This is a genomic window from Pseudomonas sp. MYb327, assembly GCF_040438925.1.
Lineage (GTDB): Bacteria > Pseudomonadota > Gammaproteobacteria > Pseudomonadales > Pseudomonadaceae > Aquipseudomonas.
The window spans coordinates 5,120,490-5,143,855 of record NZ_CP159258.1; the positions used below are offsets into that span (position 1 = coordinate 5,120,490).

A 23,366-nucleotide genomic window follows, 5' to 3' on the forward strand; every position below is an offset into this window, starting at 1 on the left:
TTCCCGGCAACCAATCGGAGATCCGTTTCGTCCTTCAGACCGCCATCGCGGGCAAGCCCGCTCCTACAGATCTTCGCGGACCTGTGGGAGCGAGCCTGCTCGCGATGATTGTGAGCCCGAAACCAATGTTACTGACTGACCACCGTGCCAGACGTTCAAGGCGAATGCGTGATGTCAGCCAAATCGTCCACAGCCAGCGCGCCGGTGTCGGACGTTTCCAATACCACGTAGGCACTGCTGCAAAACAGCGAATTCAGACGCTTCATGTCAGCGATCAACTCCAGGTGCAGCGAACTGGTCTCCAGACTTTGCACGATCTTACGTTGCAAACGGCTGACATGAGCGTGGGCCAGGCGGCGTTCCTGTGCGCGAAAACGACGTTTTTCACGTAGCAACTGGCGGGCACTTTCCTTGTCAGCACTGAGGAATACCGACAAACCCAGGCGCAGGTTGGAGATCAACTGGCTGTGCAACCCGGCCAACTCCTCCACACCCACCTCGGAAAACGACCGGCGTTGCGAAGTTTTCTGCTGCTGCACCTTGCGCAGCATGCGTTCGATCAAGTCGCTGGCGAGTTTGAGGTTGATCGCCAGCTCAATGATTTCCGCCCAGCGCCGGCTGTCCTGATCGCTGAGGTCTTCCCGGGGCATTTGCGCCAGATACAGCTTGATCGCGCTGTAGAGCGCCTCGACATCGTCGGTCAGACGGCGCATTTCCTGGGTCACGGCTGTTTGCTTGCCGTGCAGCACGTCGAGCATGGCCTCGAGCATGTTGTCGATCAGATCGCCCATGCGCAGGGTTTCCCGGGCCGCGTTGGCCAGCGCCAGGCTTGGCGTGACCAACGCCGTCGCATCAAGGTGCCGGGGTTTGGCCATGCCGTTGGTCTGCGGGCGCTCCGGCAATATCCACGCGCAGAACCTGGCCATCGGCCCGACGCTGGGCAACAGGATCAGGCAGCGTGCGGTGTTGTAGAGCAGGTGAAAGCCGATGACCATTTCCTGAGGGCTGTAGTCGAGGCTGTCGATCCAGTGCACCAACGGGTCGAGCACTGGAATGATCAGCAGCAGCCCGATCAGTTTGTACAACAGGCTGCCCAGCGCGACCTGGCGCCCGGCGGCGTTCTGCATGCTGGTGCTGAGGAACGCGAGGATGCCGCTGCCGATGTTGGCACCGATCACCAGACCGATGGCCACCGGCAGGCTGATCACGCTGGCGCCGGCCAGGGTCGCAGTCAGCAGGACCGCCGCCAGGCTGGAGTAGGAAACCATCGCGAACACGGCGCCGACCAGGGCGTCGAGCAAAATGTCGCCGGTGAGCGAGGCGAAAATCACTTTCACCCCTTGAGCGTGGGTGATCGGCGTGGCTGCCTCGACGATCAGTTGCAACGCCAGAATGATCAACCCCAGGCCGATGCTGACGCGGCCCATTTGCCCGAGCCGCGTCTGCTTGCGCGAAAGGAAGAAAATCACCCCGAGAAAGATCAGCAGTGGCGACAGCCAGGACAGGTCGAAAGTCAGCACTCGCGCCATCAGCGCCGTACCGACGTCGGCCCCGAGCATGGTCGCCAGCGCCGGAGTCAGCGCCATCAGGCCTTGACCGACAAACGATGTGACGAGCATCGCCGTGGCGTTACTGCTTTGGACCATCGCGGTCACGACGATCCCCGCGATAAACGCCAGCCAGCGCTTGGACATGTTCTGGCCGATGACGTGGCGCAGGTTGGAACCGTAGACCCGCAAGATGCCGGTTCGGACGATGTGCGTGCCCCAGATCAGCAAGGCCACGGCTGAGAGCAGATTGAGCAGGGTGAGCATACTGGCCCCCTGTGGTGGTAGCGCCCCAAAGGAGCAAGTTGACGGTGCCGCGCGACTTTCTACGTTCTGTACTTAAGCTGTAGTTGGCTAACGGTCTGGGCGCCAGCATCGCATAGCTAAAGAAGTGATTGAAACAAAACTGTCATGAAATCAGCTCCGTGCGGAAAATGAACAAGGGACCCGAAGGTCCCTTGTTCACTGCATGACTGTGGCGAGGGAGATTGCTCCCGCCGGGTCGCGTAACGGCCCCGTTACCGGCAGGTCCGATACGTTTACGCCTGCTGCGCAGTCGAGCGGGAGCAAGCTCCCTCGCCACAAAGCTCGTTTACCACAGAGCTTTTTCTCCTCCGGGTTACTGGCCCGGAATGTCCTTGCGCAGTTTCACCGGGTCTTGCTGCTTTTTCTTTTTCGCAATCGCGGTGCGCATTTTGATGTTGATCGCCTCTACCGCCAGCGAGAACGCCATGGCGAAGTAGACGTAGCCTTTTGGTACATGCACGTCCAAAGATTCGGCAATCAGCACCATACCGACGATCAAGAGGAACGACAGCGCCAGCATCTTCAGCGAAGGGTGCTTGTCGATGAACGCGCTGATCGTGCCCGAGGCCAGCATCATCACCAGTACCGCTACGACGATCGCCGCGACCATGACCGGTACATGGGAGACCATGCCGACGGCGGTGATCACCGAATCCAGCGAGAACACGATGTCGATGATCGCGATCTGGATGATGGTGTAAAGGAAGTTGCCGCCCTTGAGGTTTGGCTCGTCGTCGGTCTCGTCTTCACCTTCCAGCGCGTGGTACATCTCTTGCGAGCTCTTCCACAGCAGGAACAGACCACCGAAGAACAGGATCAGGTCACGCCCGGAGATACCCTGGCCGAACACTTCGAACAAGTCGGCAGTGAGGCGCATGACCCAAGTGATCGACAACAGCAACAGGATCCGCGTGACCATGGCCAGCGCCAGGCCGAAAATCCGGGTGCGCTGTTGCATGTGCTTGGGCATGCGGCTGACCAGGATCGAAATCATGATGATGTTATCGATACCCAGGACGATTTCCAGGGCGGTCAGGGTAAAGAAGGCAACCCAGATTTCAGGGTTGGTCAGCCATTCCATGTGTATTCCTTTGAGCGAGTGTTAAACCACAAAGGGTCCGGGCTTCAAACCGCGAAGCCTGGACCCGAAGTGGTGAGTCTTGGGCTTATAGAGTGCTGAACAGCGGAAAAATCCCCATCAGCAATGCAGCAATCAGTATGCACATGCAAACCAGCACGGCCCATTTCAGGGTGAAGCGCTGGTGATCACCAAAATCAATGCCGGCCAGGGCCACCAACAAGTAAGTCGAGGGTACCAGCGGGCTCAACAAGTGGACGGGCTGACCGACGATCGAGGCACGTGCCATTTCCACCGAGGTTATACCGTAGTGGCTGGCGGCTTCCGCAAGTACCGGTAACACGCCGTAATAAAATGCGTCGTTGGACATGAAGAAGGTGAACGGCATGCTCACCAACGCCGTGATCACAGCCAGGTACGGGCCGAGGAAATCCGGGATCACCGCCAACAGACTTTTCGACATGGCATCGACCATGCCGGTGCCCGACAGGATACCGGTGAAGATACCCGCGGCAAAGATTAGTCCGACAACCGCCAGCACGCTACCGGCGTGGGCCGCGACGCGATCCTTCTGCTGTTGCAGGCACGGGTAGTTGACGATCATCGCGATACTGAAAGCCACCATGAACAGCACTGGCAACGGCAACAGGCCGGCGATCAGGGTGCACATCAGGCCCAGGGTCAAGGCGCCGTTGAACCAGATCAGTTTCGGACGACGGGCGTCCGGGAACTGCGACACGCTGATTTCGCTGTGATCGATTTCGTCGCCGACCAGGTGCAGCTCACCCAGACGCGCACGCTCACGTTTACCGTAGAAAAAAGCAATGGCCAGGATCGCCACCACACCGGCCGCCATCGCCGGAATCATCGGCACGAAGATGTGCGACGGGTCCACGTGCAGCGCACTGGCGGCGCGGGCGGTCGGGCCGCCCCATGGCGTCATGTTCATCACGCCACCGGCGAGGATGATCAGGCCGGCCATGATCCGCGGACTCATGCCGATGCGGCTGTAGAGCGGCAGCATGGCGGCCACGCAGATCATGTAGGTGGTCGCGCCGTCACCATCGAGGGAAACGACCAGCGCCAGTACGGCGGTGCCGACCGACACTTTCAACGGGTCGCCCTTGACCATTTTGAGGATCTTGCGCACGGCCGGGTCGAACAGGCCGGAGTCGATCATCAAGGCGAAGTACAGAATGGCGAACATCAGCATCACGCCGGTCGGCGCGAGCTTGGTGATGCCTTCGAGCATCATCGGGCCGATTTTCGGGCCGAAACCGCCAAACAGGGCAAAGACGATTGGAATGATGATCAAGGCGATCAGCGCGGACAGGCGCTTGGTCATGATCAGGAACATGAACGTGATGACCATGGCGAAGCCAAGGAAAGTCAGCATGGGAATACTCCAGGCGTAGCGCGGCTAGGGAATGGGCGGACCGGGCGAGATCAGCGCAGAACGGGAAGCACGAAGCGTACGGGCGGAGTTGCAGCGAAGCGGCGGATAGAAGAGGACATCAGAATCACCATTGTTGTTGTTAAATGGGCTGTGCGAGCGATATAGCGCTGGCATTGGCCAACCGGTCTGTTGCCGGCAGTGAGGGGATCCTAATCGGGGAAGCTTTCAGCCAGCTTTCGCTGGTGAAAGCATTGACCGGATGTGCGACCGGTCGTCGGAGCGCGTTGAGGCCTTCGCGCACATTGCGGCACGGATCATCCCTGTAGGAGCACGGATCAGGAGGAACAGGCATGGTCAAATTTCATACAGGCGGCTGTCACTGCGGGCAACTGCGCTATCAATTCAGCGGGCCTCTGCACGATATCGCCCACTGCCATTGCTCGATTTGCCGGCGGGTCAGCGGCGGAATCGTGACGACATGGATCACCGTTCCAGCATCGGCGTTTCAATGGCTGGCCGGGACGCCAGCGCGGTACGACTCTTCACCAACCTGCGCGCGATATTTCTGCGGCCACTGTGGGGCGCAACTGGCGCTGGTGACACACCTGAGCCCAGAAAGCATCGACGTCACCATCGCCACCCTCGATCAGCCCGAACAGGCGCCCGCCGAGCGGCACATCTGGACCGACAACCGCTTGCCGTGGCTGCACCTGGACGAGCACTTGCCGGGTGAGGCCGAAGAAACGATTTGATCAAAAAATAGACAGGTTCAGCGGCCGAACCGCACCCATCCAGATCGCGTGCTCGCTGTGGTCCAGCAAATCGTCGCCAGTGTCCGGGTGCAGGAACACCACTAAACCCTTGCGATTGAGCGCCAGCCACGGCAGTACATCGCCGATCAGCTCCGGGCCGAAGGCCAGTTGGCAGCTCCAGTCCGGGTGCGGGCCGACCGGGCGTTCATGAACGCGGCCCATCTTCAGCGGGAACAACTGCGCCGCTTGCTCACACAAAGACCGTGCCTGATCAATCGTGCTGGCATCGAAATAGACATGAGCGTGATAGCCCTTGATCCGGTGCATGTGAATCCCTCTAAATCTCAGTCGAACCCTTATCGTTCCGTGCATGTCACACGACATATACGCAGAAAAACAAGGGAGTTCAGCCATGAAAAACGCCGAAACGCCGGTGGTGAAAGTGGTGCTTTATGGTGCCATGAGTAGCCTGGGGAGTGCGCTAATGGCTGAAATGCTTCGGCGCCAACATGAAGTGATCGCCATTCTCGATGACCTGACCGCGCTGGCACCGCGTCCGGGTTTGCGTACCAAGACGGGTGATCTGTTCGAGGCAGAGCGGGTGAAGCAAAGTGTGGCCGGAAGTTCGGTTGTCATTTGTTTACTGGACGCACCAGGGCTGCCATTCAACAGTGAGTACGTGGAGAAAACCATCGTGCCCGGCCCGGTCGAGCAGGTGCTGGCGGTGGACGCGTTGATTGAAGGCATGCAAGCGGCGGGTATCGCGCGGTTGTTTCTGGTGGGGGATTTTGAGGTTCTGGACGATCCAGAGATAGAAGACGGGTTGCAACGCCACGCCGCCGAAGAAATCCGCGAAGCGCTGCAAAGCAGTGCCTTGCACTGGACGATGGTAAACGCCCCACGCGGCGTGCCGGGTTTGACCATTGAGCACTTCAGTCAGATTGGCGGCAATCTTGAGCCGGGTCTCGCCGAACCGCTCGCTCGCCTGGCGCGTACGGCGGTGGGAATCGCTGATGAGCTGCAGTTGAACCTGCATATCGGTGACCACGTCAATTTCATCGCGACCGACAGCTAAACCGCAATGGAGGGTAGCGCCATACCGGCCAGCGATTGCGCACTGCTGGCCTGTTCAGCCATCAACCAATCGACAAATTGCTGAATCAACGCGCCCCGTCGTTTGCGCTGTGGCAGTACTACGTAGTATCCCAGCCTGGAAATCACCGTTTCGGCAATCGGTCGACACAACAAGCCTTGCGCCAGCAAGTTATCCACAAGGTGCCGCCAACCGATAGCCACACCCTGACCGCCAATCGCGGCCTGAATCAGCAAAGTGTAATTGTCGAAGCGCAACTGGCCCGGGGCCGGTGGCGACGTGATGCCCAACTCGCGAAACACGCCGCTCCAGTCGAACCAGTTACTGCTGTTCTCCCCGCGCAGGTGCAGCAGTGGCAGCTCCAGCAAAGTCTTGGCAGGCAAGGGCAGGGGACGTTCGGTCAACAGTTGCGGACTGCAAACCGGGAACACTTCTTCGCTGAACAACCAATGGCTTTCACCCTGTTTGAAGCGGCCATCACCGAACAATACGGCCACGTCGATATCGGTACGCAGCATGTTGTGGCTGCGCTCGCTGGTCACCAGACTGACATCCACTTGCGGATTGGCCGCGTGAAAGCGATGCAGGCGAGGCATCAGCCAATAAGCGGCGAAGGCGAAATCGGTAGCGACTTGCAGCACTTCATGCTGATTCTGAGTACTGATTGCGTTCAAACCTGCGTCGATATTCTGCAAACCGAGCTGAACCTGTTCGAAAAGAATCGTTCCGGCCTCGGTTAATTCGATGCCACGATAGATGCGGTCGAATAATCGCGTTGCCAGTTGTTCTTCCAGCCGTTTGATCTGCTGGCTGATGGCCGGTTGCGTCGTACCCAACTCAACGGCCGCCGCCGTGAAGCTTCGTTGGCGCGCGGCGGCTTCAAAAGCACGAAGCAAATCCAGGGACAGGTCACCGAGGGCGTCATACATAAGCTGTGCTTATCCTAGTCATTGCTACGCATGGGCTTTACCGCAAACTGTGCGGAATCCATGCTCGATCGCAGCACTTTCGCATAAATATTCACTATGGAATGCCGCGATCACATGAAGCGCAAGAATATTCTTTTCATCATGGCCGATCAGATGGCCGCGCCAATGTTGCCGTTCTACGGTCCTTCGCCCATCAAATTACCCAATCTCAGCCGCCTCGCCGCCGAAGGCGTGGTGTTCGACGCCGCTTATTGCAACAGCCCACTGTGCGCGCCGTCGCGTTTTACCCTGGTCAGCGGCCAATTGCCGAGCAAGATCGGCGCCTATGACAACGCGGCCGATTTCCCTGCGGATGTGCCGACTTATGCCCATTACCTGCGTCGCCTCGGCTATCGCACGGCACTGTCGGGCAAGATGCATTTCTGCGGCCCCGACCAATTGCATGGCTACGAAGAACGCCTGACCAGCGACATCTACCCGGCCGATTATGGCTGGGCGGTAAATTGGGATGAACCGGATGTGCGCCCGACCTGGTATCACAACATGTCGTCGGTGCTGCAAGCAGGCCCGTGCGTGCGCACCAACCAGCTGGATTTCGACGAAGAGGTGGTGTTCAAGGCCCAGCAATACTTGTTCGATCACATCCGCGAGGACGGCGATCAGCCGTTTTGCCTGACTGTTTCGATGACGCACCCGCACGACCCGTACACCATTCCCAAGGCATTCTGGGATATGTACGACGACGCCGACATCCCTTTGCCCACAACCCCCGACCAGCACGACCTCGATCCCCATTCCCAGCGCCTACTCAAGGTTTACGACCTGTGGGATAAACCGCTGCCTGTGGATAAGATTCGTGATGCGCGCCGCGCTTATTTCGGAGCATGCAGCTATATCGACAGTCACGTCGGCAAACTCCTGCAAACGCTCGAAGAAACCGGGCTGATCGATGACACCATCATCGCGTTCTCTGGCGATCATGGCGACATGCTCGGTGAGCGGGGCCTCTGGTACAAAATGCACTGGTACGAGATGGCCGCTCGCGTCCCCCTGTTGATAAGTGCACCAGGGCAGTTCGGCGCCGGCCGGGTCAGCGCCTCGGTGTCCACTGCCGACCTGTTGCCAACCTTCGTTGAACTGGCCGGCGGCTCTCTGGACCCGGGTCTGCCGCTGGACGGACGTTCTTTGGTGCCACACCTGCAAGGGCAGGGTGGTCACGACGAAGTATTCGGCGAGTACATGGCCGAAGGCACTATCAGCCCATTGATGATGATTCGCCGCGGCCCATACAAATTCATCTACAGCGAAGACGACCCTTGCCTACTCTTCAATGTACACAACGACCCGCGCGAACTGGAAGAACTCAGCCAGTCACCGCAACATCGCCAGCTATTCGACGATTTTCTCGCCGAAGCGCGGGCCAAATGGGACATTCCGGCGATCCACCAACAGGTGCTCGCGAGCCAGCGGCGTCGGCGCTTCGTTGCCGATGCCCTGACCATCGGCAAGCTGAAGAGCTGGGATCACCAGCCATTGGTGGACGCCAGTCAGCAATACATGCGCAACCACATCGACCTTGATGACCTGGAGCGCAAAGCACGTTATCCACAACCCTGCCAAAACCAATAATGTTAAGGGGAAGTCCATGCAAAGGTTATCCACAGTACTGACGATCGGGCTTTTGGCTCTGGGCAGCGCGTCGGCGAATGCCGATCAAAGCTGCGATACGGTGAAAATGGCCGATCCAGGCTGGAGCGACATCGCCGCGACGAACGCCATCACCGGGTTTCTGCTGGACGGCATGGGCTACAAGGCCAAGGTCGACACCCTCGCGGTGCCGATCACCTTTGGCGGGTTGAAGGACGGTCAGGTCGATGTGTTCCTGGGTAACTGGATGCCGGCACAACAGGGCTTCTACGATAAATTCGTGGCCACGGGCGACGTTACTCAGCTGGCGAAAAACCTCGATGGCACCGAATTCACTCTCGCCGTTCCGGACTACGTGTGGGACGCGGGTGTGCATAACTTTGCCGACCTGAACAAGTTCGCCGACAAGTTCGATCACAAGATCTACGGCATCGGCTCCGGGGCACCGGCGAACATCTCGCTGCAGGAAATCATCAAGAAAAACGATTTCGACATGGGCCAGTGGAAATTGGTCGAGTCCAGCGAGCAGGCGATGCTGGCCGAAGTCTCCCGCGCGGTGAAAAAACAGAAGTTCGTGACCTTCCTCGGCTGGACCCCGCACCCGATGAACGTGCAGCTGAAAATGCATTATCTGAAGGGCGGAGAAAAATACTTCGGCGACACCGGAAGCGTTCACACCCTGACCCGCAAAGGTTATGCACAGGCCTGCCCGAACGTCGGCAAGCTGCTGACCAACCTGAGTTTCACCCAAGAGATGGAGAACAGCATCATGGCCGAAGTGGTGAACAAGAAAGTCAGCAATGCCGATGCGGCCAAGGCGTGGATCAAGGCCAACCCGGCGGTGCTGGATAAATGGCTGGATGGCGTGAAGACCGTGGATGGCAAGGATGCGTTGCCGGCAGTCAAAGCCAAGCTCTGACGCGATCTGCTGATCGTTCCCACGCTTCACGTTCGGCTTTGGATGGGGCGCGGGCCCTGGGAACGATCACATCTGTAGGCGCCGGCTTGCTCAACTCCGTGCTTCGTCCTGTTACCCTTGCGCCCAAACCCCACCCGAGAGGACCCAATGGCCCTTCCCAGCCGCCATTCACTCTTCCCCTTTCTCACCTGGCTACCCCGGCAAACCCGTGCCAGCGTCGGTCGTGACCTGATCGTCGGCCTCAGCGGCGCGATTCTCGCGTTGCCGCAATCCATTGCCTACGCCCTGATTGCCGGTCTCCCACCTGAGTACGGCTTGTACGCGGCGATCATCCCGGTGTTGATCGCTTGTCTCTGGGGCTCGTCGTGGCATTTGATCTGCGGTCCTACAGCCGCCATCTCCATTGTCCTCTACGCCAGCGTCAGTCCTCTGGCCGTTCCCGCGACACAGGATTACGTCACCCTGATTCTGTTGCTGACGTTGCTGGCCGGGATTTTCCAGTGGCTGCTGGGTTTGCTGCGCTTTGGCGCGCTGGTGAATTTCGTATCTCATTCGGTGGTGCTCGGCTTCACCCTCGGTGCAGCGGTGGTGATTGCCATCGGCCAATTGCCTAATTTGCTGGGTCTGGATTTGCCCAGCCAGGCCACTGCCCTGGATAGTTTTATTGCCCTGTTCCAGCACCTTGGCGAGGTGGACAAGCCTTCGCTGATCCTGGGCCTGGCTACCGTGGTGGTCGGCGTAATCCTGAAGCTGATGTTGCCGCGCTGGCCGACACTGTTAATGACACTGGTGCTGGGCGCGTTGCTGGTCTGGATCTGGCCCTCGATGTTCGGACACGTGCAATTGGTCAGCGCGTTCGCCGGCAAGTTGCCGCCGTTCAGTCCGCTGCCGCTGGACCTGGACATGATCCTGCGCCTGCTGCCCAGTGCCGTGGCGGTCGGCATGCTCGGGCTGGTGACCAGCCTGTCGATTGCCCGTTCCTTGTCGGCGCGTTCTCAACAGTTGCTCGATGCCAATCAGGAAGTGCGCGCCCAGGGACTATCGAACATCGTCGGGGCGTTTTTTTCCGGATCATTGTCGGCCGGGTCTTTCACCCGTTCGGGCCTGAGTTACGACGCGGGTGCCTGTTCGCCATTGGCGGGGATTTTTTCGGCGTTATGGGTGGCGCTGTTTGCGGTTTTCGGCGCAAGCCTGATCGCACACATTCCGATCCCGGCCATGGCTGGCAGTATTTTATTGATCGCTTGGGGCTTGATTGACCATCGCGGTATCCGCGCGTTATTGCGGGTCAGCCGCGCTGAATTCGTGGTGATGGCCCTGACGTGTGTCGCCACGTTGCTGTTGGAGTTGCAAACGGCAATCTATGCCGGCGTACTGGCTTCGCTGTTCTTCTACCTCAAGCGCACCTCGCAACCGCGGGTTCAGCATGTGCGCGACGGCGATGACGACATCCTGCGGGTTGGCGGCTCGATATTTTTCGGCGCCAGCCATTACCTGCAAGTACGCCTGCAACGGATGCACGGTGCGCGCGTGGTGATCGAAGCGCAGCAGATCAACTTCATCGACTATTCGGGGGTGGAGATGCTGCATCAGGAAGCGCGGCGGCTGTTGCGCCAGGATCGCAGTTTGACCTTGCGCCGGGCGAGGCCGCAGGTGGTGGAGGAATTGCGCAAGCTCGAAGGTGCCGAGAAATGTCCGATCCGGTTTGAGGATTGATTCATCACACTGCGCCATACGCGCCGAACCACTGTGGCGAGGGAGCTTGCTCCCTCGCCACAAAAAAGCTTATAGCGCCAGCTGCCGGCGCAGTTCGGCCAGTACCGGCGCCGTATCCGGGCGCACGCCGCGCCACAGGAAGAACGCCTCCGCCGCTTGCTCGGCGAGCATCCCCAAGCCATCCATCGCCACCGCCGCCCCATTCTCGCTGGCCCAGCGACAGAACGAAGTCGGCTCCTTGCCGTACATCATGTCGTAACACAGCGTCTTGCCCGGTTCGATCAGGCTGGTGGCAATCGGCGGGACATCGCCCGATAAACTGGCGGACGTCGCGTTGATGATCAGGTCCACCGACTCCTGCAACCAGTCGTAACCACTGGCCGACACCGGTCCCAGATCGCAGAACAGTTCCGCCAGCAACTCGGCCTTGTCCACAGTGCGGTTGGCGATGACCACCGACGCCGGTTGCTCGGCCAGCAAAGGCTCCAGCGCCCCGCGTACCGCGCCGCCAGCGCCGAGCAGCAGGATGCGTTTGCCCTTGAGGCTGAAACCGGCGTTCACCGTAAGGTCCCGCACCAGACCGGCACCGTCGGTGTTATCGCCCAACAACGTGCCATCTTCGAGCTTGCTCAGGGTATTCACCGCCCCGGCCCGCTGCGCCCGCGCAGTCAGGCTATCGGCCAGGCGATAGGCTTCTTCCTTGAAGGGCACCGTCACATTCGCCCCGCAACCTTCGAGGAAAAACGCCCGGGCGCAGCCGGAAAAGTCGTCGAGGGGTGCCAGCGAAGTGCTGTAGTCGAGTTTCTGCGCGGTCTGCTCGGCAAACAGGCGATGAATCAACGGCGATTTGCTGTGGCCAATCGGGTTACCGAATACGACGTAACGGTCCATCAGGATTCCTCGTTCAGGCCTCGGCCAACCAATCGCGATCTTGCAGGAAGTAATCAGTCAGGCGCGCTTCTTCGCTGCCAGGCTCGGCTTTCCAGTCATAACCCCAGCGCACTTGTGGCGGCAGGGACATCAGGATCGACTCGGTACGCCCACCCGATTGCAGGCCGAACAAGGTGCCACGGTCGTAAACCAGGTTGAACTCGACGTAACGCCCACGGCGGAATTCCTGGAACTCCCGCTGCTTGGCGGTGAACGCATCGTTCTTGCGACGCTGCACGATCGGCAGATATGCCTCGATGTACGCGTCGCCGATGGCGCGCATGAAGGCGAAACTGGTGTCGAAATCCCACTCGTTCAGGTCATCGAAAAACAGGCCACCGATGCCCCGTGGTTCGTGGCGATGCTTGATGTGGAAATAGCTGTCGCACCAGGCTTTGTAGCGCGAATAGACATCGGGACCGAACGGCGCGCAGGCCTGCTCGGCGACGCGGTGCCAGTGCACGCAGTCTTCTTCGTTGCCGTAATAAGGAGTCAGGTCGAAACCGCCGCCGAACCACCAGACCGGTTCTTCGCCTTCTTTTTCGGCGATGAAAAAACGCACGTTGGCGTGGGAAGTCGGTACATGCGGGTTGTGCGGGTGGATCACCAGCGACACGCCCAGGGCTTCGAAGCCGCGCCCGGCCAGTTCCGGCCGATGGGCGCTGGCGGATGGTGGCAAACCACTGCCGAAGACGTGGGAAAAGTTGACGCCACCCTTTTCGATGACCGTGCCGTTCTCGATCACCCGCGTACGGCCGCCTCCGCCGGCAGGCCGGGTCCAGGCGTCTTCGACGAAGCGCGTGCCACCGTCTTCGGCTTCCAGGGCAGCACAAATGCGGTCTTGCAGGTCGAGCAGATAGGCTTTTACGGCCTCGGTGCGGGTAGTCATGGCATCACCTTGGATCGGGCAAAACTACGCGGCGCTCCATTGGAGCTCTGCCTGCGCAAATGGGCGCGTAGCATACCACCGCCGATGCACTCGTCGCAGTTGACGAAGGTCAAGGTTAGGAGTCCGATAGGGCGCTTCGTATCGACGAATCAAGGAGAAGGCAGATGGCAAAGCGAATTCAGTTCCGCGCCCATGGCGGTCCCGATGTACTCGAGTATGTGGATTACCAACCCGCCGAGCCCGGCTCCAAGGAAGTGCGCCTGAGCAACAAGGCCATCGGCCTGAACTTCATCGACACGTACTATCGCAGCGGCCTCTATCCACCACCGTCCCTGCCATCGGGCGTGGGCTCGGAAGGTGCGGGCGTGGTCGAGGCGGTGGGCAGCGAAGTGACCCGGTTCAAGGTTGGCGATCGCGTGGCTTATGGCAGCGGTCCGTTGGGCGCCTATAGCGATGTTCACGTTTTGCCCGAGGCCAACCTGGTGCATCTGCCGGACGCCATCAGCTTCGAAACGGCAGCCGGGGTGATGCTTAAAGGCCTGACGGTGCAGTATCTGCTGCGCCAGACCTATGAGCTCAAGGGTGGCGAAACCATTCTTTTCCACGCTGCAGCTGGTGGTGTCGGCTCTTTAGCCTGCCAATGGGCCAAGGCCCTGGGCGTCAAGCTGATCGGTACGGTGAGCTCAGCGGAAAAAGCCGCACTGGCCAAGGCCAACGGTGCGTGGGCGACCATCGACTACAGTCATGAAAACGTCGCACAACGTGTACTGGAATTGACTGACGGCAAAAAAGTCCCGGTGGTGTACGACGGCGTCGGCAAGGACACCTGGCTGACCTCGCTCGACAGCGCAGCGCCGCGTGGGCTGGTGGTGAGTTTCGGCAATGCGTCGGGCGCGGTGGACGGGGTGAACTTGGGGATTCTGGCGGGGAAAGGCTCGCTGTATGTCACCCGGCCGACCCTGGGGACGTACGCCAACAATGCGGAAAACCTGCAGCGGATGGCGGACGAACTGTTCGAGATGATCATCAGCGGCAAGCTGATTGTGGATATCAGCCAGCGTTATCCATTGGCTGATGCGGCGAAGGCGCAGACCGAGTTGTCGGCGCGGCGCACGACGGGGTCGGTCATTCTGTTGCCTTAAGATTTTCCGCGCTTGCCGGGGCCTCATCGCTGGCAAGCCAGCCCCCACAGTGATTTATGGTGTTCACAATATTTGTATTCACCGCCGAAACCTGTGGGAGCTGGCTTGCCAGCGATTGCGACGACGCGGTCTTAATCCGGCCGCACGACATGCCCGGTCGCCAGATCCCGAATCACGCTCGGGTTCTTGCGCCCACCCAGATTCCCGCCCAGCACCAGATCAATCTGTCCACGAAAATACTGCTCGACACGAATCCGTGTGCGCGCCGCCGGCCGGCCCTGCGGATTGGCGGACGTCGACACCAGCGGCCCGACCAGTGCGCACAAGTCCCGTACTTGCGGGTGATCGCTGACCCGCAGCGCCACGGTTTCATGCACGCCGGTAATCCACTGCGGCAACATGTTCTGATGCGGCACCAGCCAGGTGTTCGGTCCCGGCCAGGTACTGGCCATGCGGTCCATCCACAGCTCGGGAAAATCTTCGAACAGGAAGTCGAACTGGCGAATGTTGTCGGCAACCAGGATCAGGCCCTTATCCACAGACCGGCCCTTGATCATCAGCAAACGATCCACTGCCTCTTCGTCCCACGGGTCGCACCCCAGACCCCAGACAGCTTCGGTTGGGTAGGCAATCACCGCCCCGGCGCGAACTGCTTGCGCGGCTTGTTGCACACGCCAACTGTTGACCATGAATAAACTCTCCAGAATAAGGCTCTGCGCAGTTTACCGATCTTCCTTATAAAACCTAGCTCACCCGCGCAAACCAGCGACCGTTTTCGCACACGGCTCGGCCGTCCATTTCCAGCTCCGTCAACGCCGCCAGCACTTTGGGCAAGGTCCAACCACTGGCGTCGGCCAGCATTTCACTGGTTTGGGGTGCGGCGTGGAGCAATTTCAGCAACGGATGGCTCACCACTCCCACCGATGCATTGGTGGAAAGCGGCAGCCGTTGCCAGCCTCGCAACGCTTCGAGTATGTGATCGATGGTTTCCACCAACACCGCGCCATCGCGTATCAACTGGTGGCAACCCTTCGCGCCCGGGTGATGGATCGATCCCGGAATCGCATACACCTCGCGCCCTTGTTCCGCCGCCAGCCTCGCGGTGATCAATGAACCGCTGGCGATACTGGCCTCGACCACCAACACACCGAGGGACAAACCGCTGATGATTCGGTTGCGTCGGGGGAAGTTGCTGGCGGTCGGCCCGGCGTCCAGCGGGAACTCCGAAAGAACCGCGCTACCAGAGGCAATCATCGTATCGGCCAGCCGTCTATTACGCTGTGGATAAAACTTTTCAAGTCCCGTGCCAAGTACACCGATCGTTTGCCCGCCAACGTCCAGCGCCGCCTGATGCGCGGCGGCGTCGATACCGAGCGCCAGACCGCTGGTGATGACAAAACCGGCGCCGGCCAGGCTGCGGGAGAACGACGCGGCGGTATCCATCCCAGGCCGGGAAGCACGACGACTGCCCACCATCGCCAGTTGCGGTTTTTCCAGGATGCCGGGGTCGCCAGCCACGAATAACAACGGCGGTGCATCGCTGATTTCCTTCAGCAGCGCCGGGTAATCGTGTTGGTCAAACATCAGCAAATGCTGGCCCCGATGCTCTAGCCACTCCAACGCGTGACTCGCGCCATCGCGGATTTCTGCGCTGCGCCGAGCCTCGGCGCAAGACAGCGGCAGGCCCAACGCACACCAGGCGCTGGCCGGTGCGCTGATGGCTTTGGACGCGGATCCAAAGGCTTCCAGCAGTTTTTTGAAACGCGCCGGGCCAAGTTCAGGTAACCGGTGAAGACGTAGACGAGCTTCCAGTTCCGCAGGGGAAACCGGTGTAACAGCAGGCATCGACATGGATCATCCTTGATCGTTATGAGCACCCGTACAAACGGGAATAAGCTGTGGATAACTCTGTTGGTAACTTGTGAAGACAGCTAAGGGTTTCGCACCTTGTCCATGACCGCCAGCGAACGTGACGCGGTCAGCACCAACCCGTAGCTGAGCTTGTCGTAGGTGCGGAAAACCATCAGCAACCCGGCGCGCTCATCGGGAATTTTCAGCGGATGACCGGAAATCCGGTCGCGCACGGTCTCACCGGTTTTCATCACCACCAGTACATTGCCCTCGGCCAGACCGTCGCGCTGACCCTTGTTCAGCGTAACGACGTCCAGCGCGCCAATCTGGGTAACCCCGCGCGGCACATCGATGATCAAGCCATTGATGTCGGTTTTTGGCGCACTGGGCATGAAGGTCGAGTTGATCGAACGCTCTTCACCGCTGAACAAACGGTCGCCGAGGCGCACTTCCTGTGTAGTGCGTTGCAGCGCCAGCGTGGCAACGTCGCCTTCGGTCGCGACAATTTCGCCGCCGCCGATGTCATCGGCGTTGATCCCCAGAAATTCCTGGGTTTGCGGATCGGTGTAGACCTTGCCCTGACGGAAGATGCCGTAGACCGGATGCGCCGGGTCGAAGTGGCCACGGGCGAAGATCCGGTCACCGATGCCGCTGAGGACCCGTTCGGCATCGCCCGCGACGATGTAAGGCGCCTTGTCGAAATCCTCAACCTTGTCGACGATGCGATTGCTCAGCAGGAAGCTGTTGATGGATTTCAGTGGAATGCTCGGGATCGCCTCGGCCACCGGACTACTGCGCACGCGCGGTGAGAGCTTGATGGTGCCTCGGGACGCGCCGCGATTGAGGGTAAGCCGCGGTTGGCCGTTGACGTAGACCAGCGACAGCGAATCGCCGGGATAGATGAGGTTGGGGTTTTCGATCTGCGGATTGGCTTGCCAGAGCTCCGGCCACTGCCACGGTTCGCGGAGGAATTTCCCCGAGACACCCCAGAGTGTATCGCCCGCTATAACGGTGTATTGCTGCGGAAAACCTTCCTTGAGTTGCACTTGCCCGTGCGCCAAACCGGCCGAGGCCAGAAGGAGCAAGGCGAGTAGTGATTTCCTCATGCGGTGAATCCCTTTATTATGTACGTTCGCGTGAAACGTCAGAGCCGTCAGTGGCTCGCTCCCGGCTTGCTTTTGAAAAGAAGGGAGCTACGTTTTACAACGGTAGCCTGCATCTTCGGACCCGCCAGGCCATCGACCCGACCTTACTTCACACGTGCAGTCATCAAGCTTATGGCCATTTTGAACATCCTCGAATTCCCTGACCCGCGCCTGCGCACTATCGCCAAACCGGTGGCCGTAGTGGACGACGAAGTGCGTCAGTTGGTCGATGACATGTTTGAAACAATGTATGAAGCACCGGGCATCGGCCTCGCCGCGACCCAGGTCAACGTGCACAAACGTATCGTCGTGATGGACCTCTCCGAAGACCGCACCGAGCCGCGAGTGTTCATCAACCCCGAGCTCGAACCGCTGACCGACGACATGGGCCAATACCAGGAAGGCTGTCTGTCGGTACCGGGCTTCTACGAAAACGTCGATCGCCCGCAACGGGTCAAGGTCAAGGCTCTGGACCGCGACGGCCAGCCTTACGAACTGATCGCCGAGGATTTGCTCGCGGTGTGCATCCAGCACGAATGCGACCACCTCAATGGCAAATTGTTCGTCGACTACCTGTCTACGCTCAAACGCGACCGCATCAAGAAGAAACTGGAAAAGCTCCATCGCCAGAACGCCTGATGCCCATCTTCAAAGGCTTGCTGCGGCAAGCCTTTTTCTTTTCAAGAGACTTCATGAATGACTGAGCCACTGCGCATCGTCTTTGCCGGCACCCCGGAATTCGCCGCCGAACACCTCAAGGCCTTGCTCGACAGCCCTTACGAGATCGTCGCCGTCTACACCCAACCGGACCGCCCGGCAGGTCGTGGGCAGAAGCTGATGCCGAGCCCGGTCAAGCAGCTTGCTCTGGAGAACAACATTGCGGTGTTGCAACCGCCAACGTTGCGCAACGAAGAGGCTCAGGCCGAATTGGCCGCGCTGAAGCCGGACTTAATGGTGGTAGTCGCCTACGGCCTGATCCTGCCACAAGTGGTGCTGGATATTCCGCGCCTGGGCTGCATCAACAGCCACGCTTCGCTGCTGCCGCGCTGGCGCGGTGCGGCGCCGATCCAGCGCGCTGTCGAAGCGGGCGACGCCGAAAGCGGCGTGACCGTGATGCGCATGGAAGCGGGGCTCGACACCGGGCCGATGCTGCTCAAGGTCACCACGCCAATCAGCGCTGAAGACACTGGCGGCAGCCTGCACGACCGTTTGGCCGAAATGGGGCCGCCCGCCGTCATTCAGGCCATCGCCGGCCTGGCTGCCGGAACGCTGGAAGGCGAAGTGCAGGACGACAGCCTCGCCACTTACGCGCACAAATTGAACAAGGACGAAGCCCGCATCGACTGGACCCGTCCGGCAGTTGAACTAGAGCGTCTGGTCCGTGCCTTCAACCCGTGGCCGATCACCCACAGCACCTTGAACGGCGAAGCCCTGAAAGTCCTGGCCGCGAATCTTGCCGACGGCAAGGGCGCGCCAGGTGAAATCCTCGGCGCAAGTAAGGATGGCCTGATTGTCGCCTGTGGTGAGCAGGCGCTGTGTTTGACCCGTCTGCAATTGCCCGGCGGCAAGGCGCTGAATTTCAGCGATTTGTTCAACAGCCGCCGTGAGAAATTCGCCCTCGGCACCTTGCTCGGTCAAGCGGCGGACGCTCAATGAATCCGCGTCTGGCCGCCGCCAAGGCACTGGCTGCTGTTCTCAGCGGTAAAGCCTCACTCAACAGTTCACTGCCGACGCAATTGGACAAGGTCGAAGACCGCGATCGCGGGTTCACCCAAGACCTGGCCTTCGGCACCGCGCGCTGGCAGCCGCGTTTGTCGGCGCTGGCGGCCAAGCTGTTGCAGAAGCCGTTCAAGGCTGCGGACGCTGATGTCGAAGCGCTGCTGCTGGTCGGCCTCTATCAATTGCTCTACACCCGTGTCCCGGCCCACGCCGCCATCGGTGAAACCGTCGGTTGCGCCGACAAGCTGAAAAAGCCTTGGGCCAAGGGTTTGCTCAACGCCGTGTTGCGTAACGCGCAGCGCGAGAGCGAAACGATTTTCGCCGAGCTGGAACGCGACCCTGTGGTGCGCACCGCTCACCCGCGCTGGCTGCAAAAATCCCTCAAGGCCTTCTGGCCTGAGCAGTGGGAAGCCATTTGCGCGGCGAATAATGCGCACCCGCCGATGATTCTGCGGGTCAACCGTCGCCATCACAGCCGTGATGCCTATCTCGGATTGCTGAGCGAAGCGGGCATCGCCGCCACGCCGTGCGTTTACAGCCGTGACGGCATCATTCTCGACGCCGCCGCCGATGTACGCAGCCTGCCGGGCTTCGCCGAGGGCTGGATCAGCGTGCAGGACGAAGCTGCGCAACTCGCCGCAGATTTACTGGATCTGGCGCCTGGCCAACGGGTACTCGACGCCTGCTGCGCTCCCGGCGGCAAGACCTGCCATATCCTCGAAGCCGAACCTGCACTGGCCGGTGTAGTGGCCGTGGACCTGGAAGCCAAGCGTCTCGTGCGCGTGCGGGAAAACCTCGAACGCCTGGGCCTGAGCGCCGAACTGATCGCCGCCGACGGTCGCGACACGCAGGCTTGGTGGGACGGCAAACCATTCCAGCGCATCCTGTTGGACGCTCCGTGCTCGGCCACCGGCGTGATTCGCCGTCACCCGGACATCAAACTCACCCGCCAACCGGATGACATCGCCGCATTGGCATTGCTGCAAGGCGAGTTGCTGGATGCCATGTGGATAACTCTGGAAGTGGGGGGCATCTTGCTCTACGCCACCTGTTCCACGCTGCCGACCGAAAACACCGAAGTCATCGAAGCCTTCCTCGCCCGCACACCGGGCGCCCGTGAACTGGACCTCGCTACCCAGGCCGGCATCAAGCAGCCCCATGGTCGTCAATTGCTGGCCCAGGAAGGCGGGCACGACGGCTTCTACTACGCCAAGCTGATCAAGATCGCCGCCGCGCGCGGCTAAACGGATTCAATGGAGTGACTGGATGAAAATCATCATCCTCGGAGCAGGGCAGGTCGGCGGTTCGCTGGCGGAACACCTGGCCAGCGAGGCCAACGACATCACCGTGGTCGACACCGATGGCGAGCGCCTGCGCGACCTCGGCGATCGGCTGGACATCCGCACGGTGCAAGGTCGTGGCTCGCTGCCGACGATTCTGCGCCAGGCCGGCGCAGACGACGCCGACATGCTGGTCGCCGTGACCAGCAGCGACGAAACCAACATGGTGGCCTGCCAGGTCGCCCACACCCTGTTCCACACGCCTACCAAGATCGCCCGGGTCCGTGAAGCCTCCTACCTGACCAAGACCGAACTCTTCGACAACGAAGCGATTCCGGTGGACGTATTGATCAGCCCGGAACAAGTGGTCACCAACTACATCAAGCGCCTTATCCAGCATCCGGGCGCCTTGCAGGTGATCGACTTCGCCGAAGGCAAGGCGCAACTGGTCGCGGTGCGCGCCTATTACGGCGGGCCGCTGGTAGGCCAGCAACTGCGGCAGTTGCGCGAACACATGCCGAATGTCGAAACCCGCGTCGCGGCGATATTTCGTCGTGACCGGCCGATCCTGCCGCAAGGCGATACGGTGATCGAGGCGGATGACGAAGTGTTCTTCATCGCCGCCCGAGCGAATATTCGTGCAGTCATGAGTGAAATGCGCCGCCTCGACGAGACTTACAAACGCATCGTTATCGCTGGCGGCGGGCAAATCGGCGAACGCTTGGCCGAGGCCATCGAAAGCCGTTACCAGGTGAAGATCATCGAGATGAACCCGGCGCGCTGCCGCCATCTCTCGGACACCCTCGACAGCACCGTGGTATTGCAGGGCAGCGCCTCGGACCGCGACCTGCTGCTGGAAGAGAATATCGCCGATGCCGATATTTTCCTGGCCCTGACCAACGACGACGAAGCCAACATCATGTCGTCGCTGCTGGCCAAGCGGCTGGGCGCGAAAAAGGTGATGACCATCATCAACAACCCGGCCTACGTCGATCTGATCCAGGGTGGCGATATCGACATCGCCATCAGCCCGCAGCTGGCGACCATCGGCACCTTACTGGCCCACGTGCGGCGTGGCGATATCGTCAGCGTGCACTCACTGCGCCGGGGCGCGGCAGAGGCTATCGAGGCGATTGCCCATGGTGATGCGAAATCCAGTAAGGTCATCGGCAAGGCCATCGAGAACATCGGCTTGCCGCCGGGTACCACCATCGGCGCGATTATTCGGGATGAAGAAGTGATCATCGCCCACGATGACACCGTGATCCAAACGGGCGACCACGTGATTCTGTTCCTTGTGGATAAAAAGCATATTCGGGATGTGGAAAAGCTGTTCCATGTGGGGTTGAGCTTTTTCTGAATGCTTTAGACCGGCATCGCTGGCAAGCCAGCTCCTGCAAGATCGCGAACCCGTAGGAGCCGGCTTGCTGGCGATGCTACTTCGAAAAACGACACTGACCTGGAAACGTTTCCATGATCGAATCCCTGGAAAAAATGCTCGCCAAGGGTGTGGATAACTCATTGCTGCGCTTTGGCCTGGGCAAGGGTTATCTGGATCTGGGGGACAACGCCAAGGCTGTGGAGCATTTCCAGCGTTGCGTGGAAATCGATCCAAAGTATTCGGCGGCGTGGAAGCTGTTGGGCAAGGCTCACCTGGCGATGGCGAACCATGCAGGTGCGCGTCAAGCCTGGGAGCAAGGCCTGGAAGCCGCCAAAATCCATGGCGACAAGCAGGCCGAGAAGGAAATGACGGTATTCCTTAAGAAACTCGACCGTCAGGCGCCCTGATCAGAGGTAGCGCAAATCAATGCCTTCGGCATCCACTTGCACCACTTCCATACGCACCCGCGGCGCGCTTGTGGGTAAGTCCTGCACCTGGCCGTAGACCACCGCGCCCCTGGGCAGGGCCGACAAAGCCGGATGCTTGACGTAGACACCCGTGGTCGAGAGATTGCGAGTCTGGCCGAGGCAATCGCCGAAGCTTTCGTGACTGATCTTGATGCGAAATGACTTGCGGTGTTCGGACATCTTCTGCGCCCTTTAATGAACGGTTGTGAATAACCCCGAGATTTGAGGTTATCCACAGATCATGCCAATCGACTTAGTACCAGCGCTCTTCGCCCGGCGGACGCTTCTTGAAGCGCTTCATGCTCCACATATACTGGCTCGGATACGCTCGCACATAGCGCTCGACCACTTGGCTCATGGCCGCGCAGGAAGTCTCGGTATCCGTGCTGTACATGGCTTCTGGCGCAGCTTCGAGGATCACTTTGTAACCGGAACCATCGGGCAGGCGCAGGGCATGCAGGAACACGCCGACCGCCTTTCCGCCAGCGAGCATGTTTGGCACAAATTTACTGGTCAGCGCCTGAGTGGCGAAGAACGGCACGAAGATCCCGGCGGATTCAGCCGGTTCCGGGTCAGCGGGAATGCCGACTGCACCACCTTTGCGCACTTCCTTGATGACGCTGAGGATGCCTTCCTTGGTGGACGCGGCAACCTTGTTGCCCAGTTGCACCCGTTGCTTTTGCAGCAACTCATCCACCGCTTTCAATTTCGGCGGGCGGTAGAAGATGATCGGTTTGCACTGGCTGCAATAGAAGTGGTTGAGCACTTCCCAGTTGCCCAGGTGGCTGGTGATGCCAACGACGCCTTTGCCGGAGGCAAGGGCTTCCTTCAATACGTCGAGGCCTTCGACTTCTCGCACGAGATCGATGGAGCGTTGGGCGGGCCAGATCCAGGCGCAGGCGCTTTCGGTCAGTGACTTGCCGATGTCCTTCAGGCTCTGGCCGACCAGGCGCTCACGCTCGGCGGGGTCCATTTCCGGAAAGCATTTGGCGAGGTTGATCCGCACCACATCGCGGGAGCGGTTGGGAAATTTCCACATACACCAGCCAATCGCCGAACCGGCCGCCTGCACCGCCCGCCACGGGAGCAGGGCAAACAGCCGCAGAGCGCCTACCAGCAAGGCGCCTTTTAACTTATCCACAGGTCACTCCTGATCTTGTGCTGTGCGCGAGGCGGCTA

The 23,366-nt window shown here is 60.0% G+C and carries 23 protein-coding genes; 11 read left to right on the top strand and 12 right to left on the bottom strand.

Going from position 1 to position 23,366, the window contains the following annotated elements:
- Positions 1–155: 155 nt before the first annotated feature.
- The 3 genes from ABVN21_RS23125 to ABVN21_RS23135 all read right to left on the bottom strand — a co-directional run bounded on the left by ABVN21_RS23125 (position 156) and on the right by ABVN21_RS23135 (position 4,327).
- The gene (locus ABVN21_RS23125) at positions 156–1,814 is read right to left on the bottom strand and encodes a Na/Pi cotransporter family protein (protein WP_339552423.1); all 1,659 of its coding nucleotides are present in this window, start codon (positions 1,812–1,814) and stop codon (positions 156–158) included.
- A 352-nt stretch (positions 1,815–2,166) separates the two neighbouring features.
- Positions 2,167–2,934, bottom strand: a complete 768-nt coding sequence (locus tag ABVN21_RS23130) for a TerC family protein (protein WP_339552424.1) — start codon at positions 2,932–2,934, stop codon at positions 2,167–2,169.
- An 85-nt stretch (positions 2,935–3,019) separates the two neighbouring features.
- On the bottom strand, positions 3,020–4,327 hold the full coding sequence (locus ABVN21_RS23135) for a CitMHS family transporter (RefSeq protein WP_339552425.1): 1,308 nt from the start codon (positions 4,325–4,327) through the stop codon (positions 3,020–3,022).
- A gap of 350 nt (positions 4,328–4,677) precedes the next feature.
- Here ABVN21_RS23135 and ABVN21_RS23140 point away from each other — a divergent pair, with 350 nt between their 5' ends.
- A complete protein-coding gene (locus tag ABVN21_RS23140; RefSeq protein ID WP_339552426.1) occupies positions 4,678–5,079 on the top strand; it encodes a GFA family protein in 402 nt (133 codons plus the stop codon).
- On the opposite strand, the gene ABVN21_RS23145 is transcribed toward ABVN21_RS23140, so the two are convergent.
- Positions 5,080–5,406, bottom strand: coding sequence for a DOPA 4,5-dioxygenase family protein (locus tag ABVN21_RS23145; RefSeq protein WP_339552427.1), 327 nt, complete (start codon positions 5,404–5,406; stop codon positions 5,080–5,082).
- 85 nt (positions 5,407–5,491) lie between these two features.
- Between ABVN21_RS23145 and ABVN21_RS23150 the strand changes: the two genes are divergently transcribed.
- Positions 5,492–6,154, top strand: coding sequence for an NAD(P)H-binding protein (locus tag ABVN21_RS23150; RefSeq protein ID WP_339552428.1), 663 nt, complete (start codon positions 5,492–5,494; stop codon positions 6,152–6,154).
- On the opposite strand, the gene ABVN21_RS23155 is transcribed toward ABVN21_RS23150, so the two are convergent.
- A complete protein-coding gene (locus tag ABVN21_RS23155) occupies positions 6,151–7,101 on the bottom strand; it encodes a LysR family transcriptional regulator (RefSeq protein ID WP_339552429.1) in 951 nt (316 codons plus the stop codon). The genes ABVN21_RS23150 and ABVN21_RS23155 overlap by 4 nt on opposite strands.
- Before the next feature lie 114 nt (positions 7,102–7,215).
- Here ABVN21_RS23155 and betC point away from each other — a divergent pair, with 114 nt between their 5' ends.
- The 3 genes from betC to ABVN21_RS23170 all read left to right on the top strand — a co-directional run bounded on the left by betC (position 7,216) and on the right by ABVN21_RS23170 (position 11,383).
- Positions 7,216–8,730, top strand: coding sequence for a choline-sulfatase (betC, locus tag ABVN21_RS23160; RefSeq protein WP_339552430.1), 1,515 nt, complete (start codon positions 7,216–7,218; stop codon positions 8,728–8,730).
- Positions 8,731–8,746: 16 nt separating this feature from the next.
- Entirely contained in the window at positions 8,747–9,667 is a 921-nt protein-coding gene (choX, locus tag ABVN21_RS23165; protein ID WP_339552431.1) for a choline ABC transporter substrate-binding protein, read from the top strand.
- Positions 9,668–9,814: 147 nt separating this feature from the next.
- Complete coding sequence (locus tag ABVN21_RS23170; protein ID WP_339552432.1) at positions 9,815–11,383, top strand: SulP family inorganic anion transporter; 1,569 nt, start codon at positions 9,815–9,817, stop codon at positions 11,381–11,383.
- A 69-nt stretch (positions 11,384–11,452) separates the two neighbouring features.
- Here the strand turns inward: ABVN21_RS23170 and aroE are convergent, their stop codons facing one another.
- Both aroE and hemF read right to left on the bottom strand, forming a co-directional pair.
- A complete protein-coding gene (aroE, locus tag ABVN21_RS23175; RefSeq protein ID WP_339552433.1) occupies positions 11,453–12,274 on the bottom strand; it encodes a shikimate dehydrogenase in 822 nt (273 codons plus the stop codon).
- 13 nt (positions 12,275–12,287) lie between these two features.
- A complete protein-coding gene (gene hemF / locus ABVN21_RS23180; RefSeq protein WP_339552434.1) occupies positions 12,288–13,202 on the bottom strand; it encodes an oxygen-dependent coproporphyrinogen oxidase in 915 nt (304 codons plus the stop codon).
- Positions 13,203–13,366: 164 nt separating this feature from the next.
- Here hemF and ABVN21_RS23185 point away from each other — a divergent pair, with 164 nt between their 5' ends.
- On the top strand, positions 13,367–14,344 hold the full coding sequence (locus ABVN21_RS23185) for an NADPH:quinone reductase (RefSeq protein WP_339552435.1): 978 nt from the start codon (positions 13,367–13,369) through the stop codon (positions 14,342–14,344).
- Positions 14,345–14,475: 131 nt separating this feature from the next.
- Here the strand turns inward: ABVN21_RS23185 and ABVN21_RS23190 are convergent, their stop codons facing one another.
- The 3 genes from ABVN21_RS23190 to ABVN21_RS23200 all read right to left on the bottom strand — a co-directional run bounded on the left by ABVN21_RS23190 (position 14,476) and on the right by ABVN21_RS23200 (position 17,301).
- A complete protein-coding gene (locus ABVN21_RS23190; protein ID WP_339552436.1) occupies positions 14,476–15,033 on the bottom strand; it encodes an L-threonylcarbamoyladenylate synthase in 558 nt (185 codons plus the stop codon).
- A gap of 55 nt (positions 15,034–15,088) precedes the next feature.
- Positions 15,089–16,195, bottom strand: coding sequence for a DNA-processing protein DprA (gene dprA, locus ABVN21_RS23195; protein WP_339552437.1), 1,107 nt, complete (start codon positions 16,193–16,195; stop codon positions 15,089–15,091).
- 80 nt (positions 16,196–16,275) lie between these two features.
- Positions 16,276–17,301 (bottom strand): LysM domain-containing protein, encoded by a 1,026-nt coding sequence (locus ABVN21_RS23200; protein ID WP_339552438.1) that lies wholly within the window; start codon positions 17,299–17,301, stop codon positions 16,276–16,278.
- Positions 17,302–17,472: 171 nt separating this feature from the next.
- On the opposite strand from ABVN21_RS23200, the gene def reads away from it, so the two are divergent.
- From def to ABVN21_RS23225, 5 genes are all read left to right on the top strand, one after another.
- Entirely contained in the window at positions 17,473–17,979 is a 507-nt protein-coding gene (gene def / locus ABVN21_RS23205; protein ID WP_034149418.1) for a peptide deformylase, read from the top strand.
- A gap of 57 nt (positions 17,980–18,036) precedes the next feature.
- The gene (gene fmt, locus ABVN21_RS23210; RefSeq protein WP_339552439.1) at positions 18,037–18,996 is read left to right on the top strand and encodes a methionyl-tRNA formyltransferase; all 960 of its coding nucleotides are present in this window, start codon (positions 18,037–18,039) and stop codon (positions 18,994–18,996) included.
- Positions 18,993–20,303, top strand: coding sequence for a 16S rRNA (cytosine(967)-C(5))-methyltransferase RsmB (gene rsmB / locus ABVN21_RS23215; RefSeq protein ID WP_339552440.1), 1,311 nt, complete (start codon positions 18,993–18,995; stop codon positions 20,301–20,303). The genes fmt and rsmB overlap by 4 nt, the downstream gene beginning before the upstream one ends.
- A 22-nt stretch (positions 20,304–20,325) precedes the next feature.
- Positions 20,326–21,699, top strand: a complete 1,374-nt coding sequence (trkA, locus tag ABVN21_RS23220) for a Trk system potassium transporter TrkA (RefSeq protein ID WP_339552441.1) — start codon at positions 20,326–20,328, stop codon at positions 21,697–21,699.
- A 113-nt stretch (positions 21,700–21,812) separates the two neighbouring features.
- Positions 21,813–22,127 (top strand): tetratricopeptide repeat protein, encoded by a 315-nt coding sequence (locus ABVN21_RS23225; protein ID WP_339552442.1) that lies wholly within the window; start codon positions 21,813–21,815, stop codon positions 22,125–22,127.
- Here ABVN21_RS23225 and ABVN21_RS23230 read toward each other — a convergent pair whose 3' ends face one another.
- Together ABVN21_RS23230 and ABVN21_RS23235 are read right to left on the bottom strand one after the other, a co-directional pair.
- Complete coding sequence (locus tag ABVN21_RS23230) at positions 22,128–22,367, bottom strand: PilZ domain-containing protein (protein ID WP_339552443.1); 240 nt, start codon at positions 22,365–22,367, stop codon at positions 22,128–22,130.
- 73 nt (positions 22,368–22,440) lie between these two features.
- On the bottom strand, positions 22,441–23,328 hold the full coding sequence (locus tag ABVN21_RS23235; RefSeq protein WP_339552444.1) for a lysophospholipid acyltransferase: 888 nt from the start codon (positions 23,326–23,328) through the stop codon (positions 22,441–22,443).
- Positions 23,329–23,366: the final 38 nt, after the last annotated feature.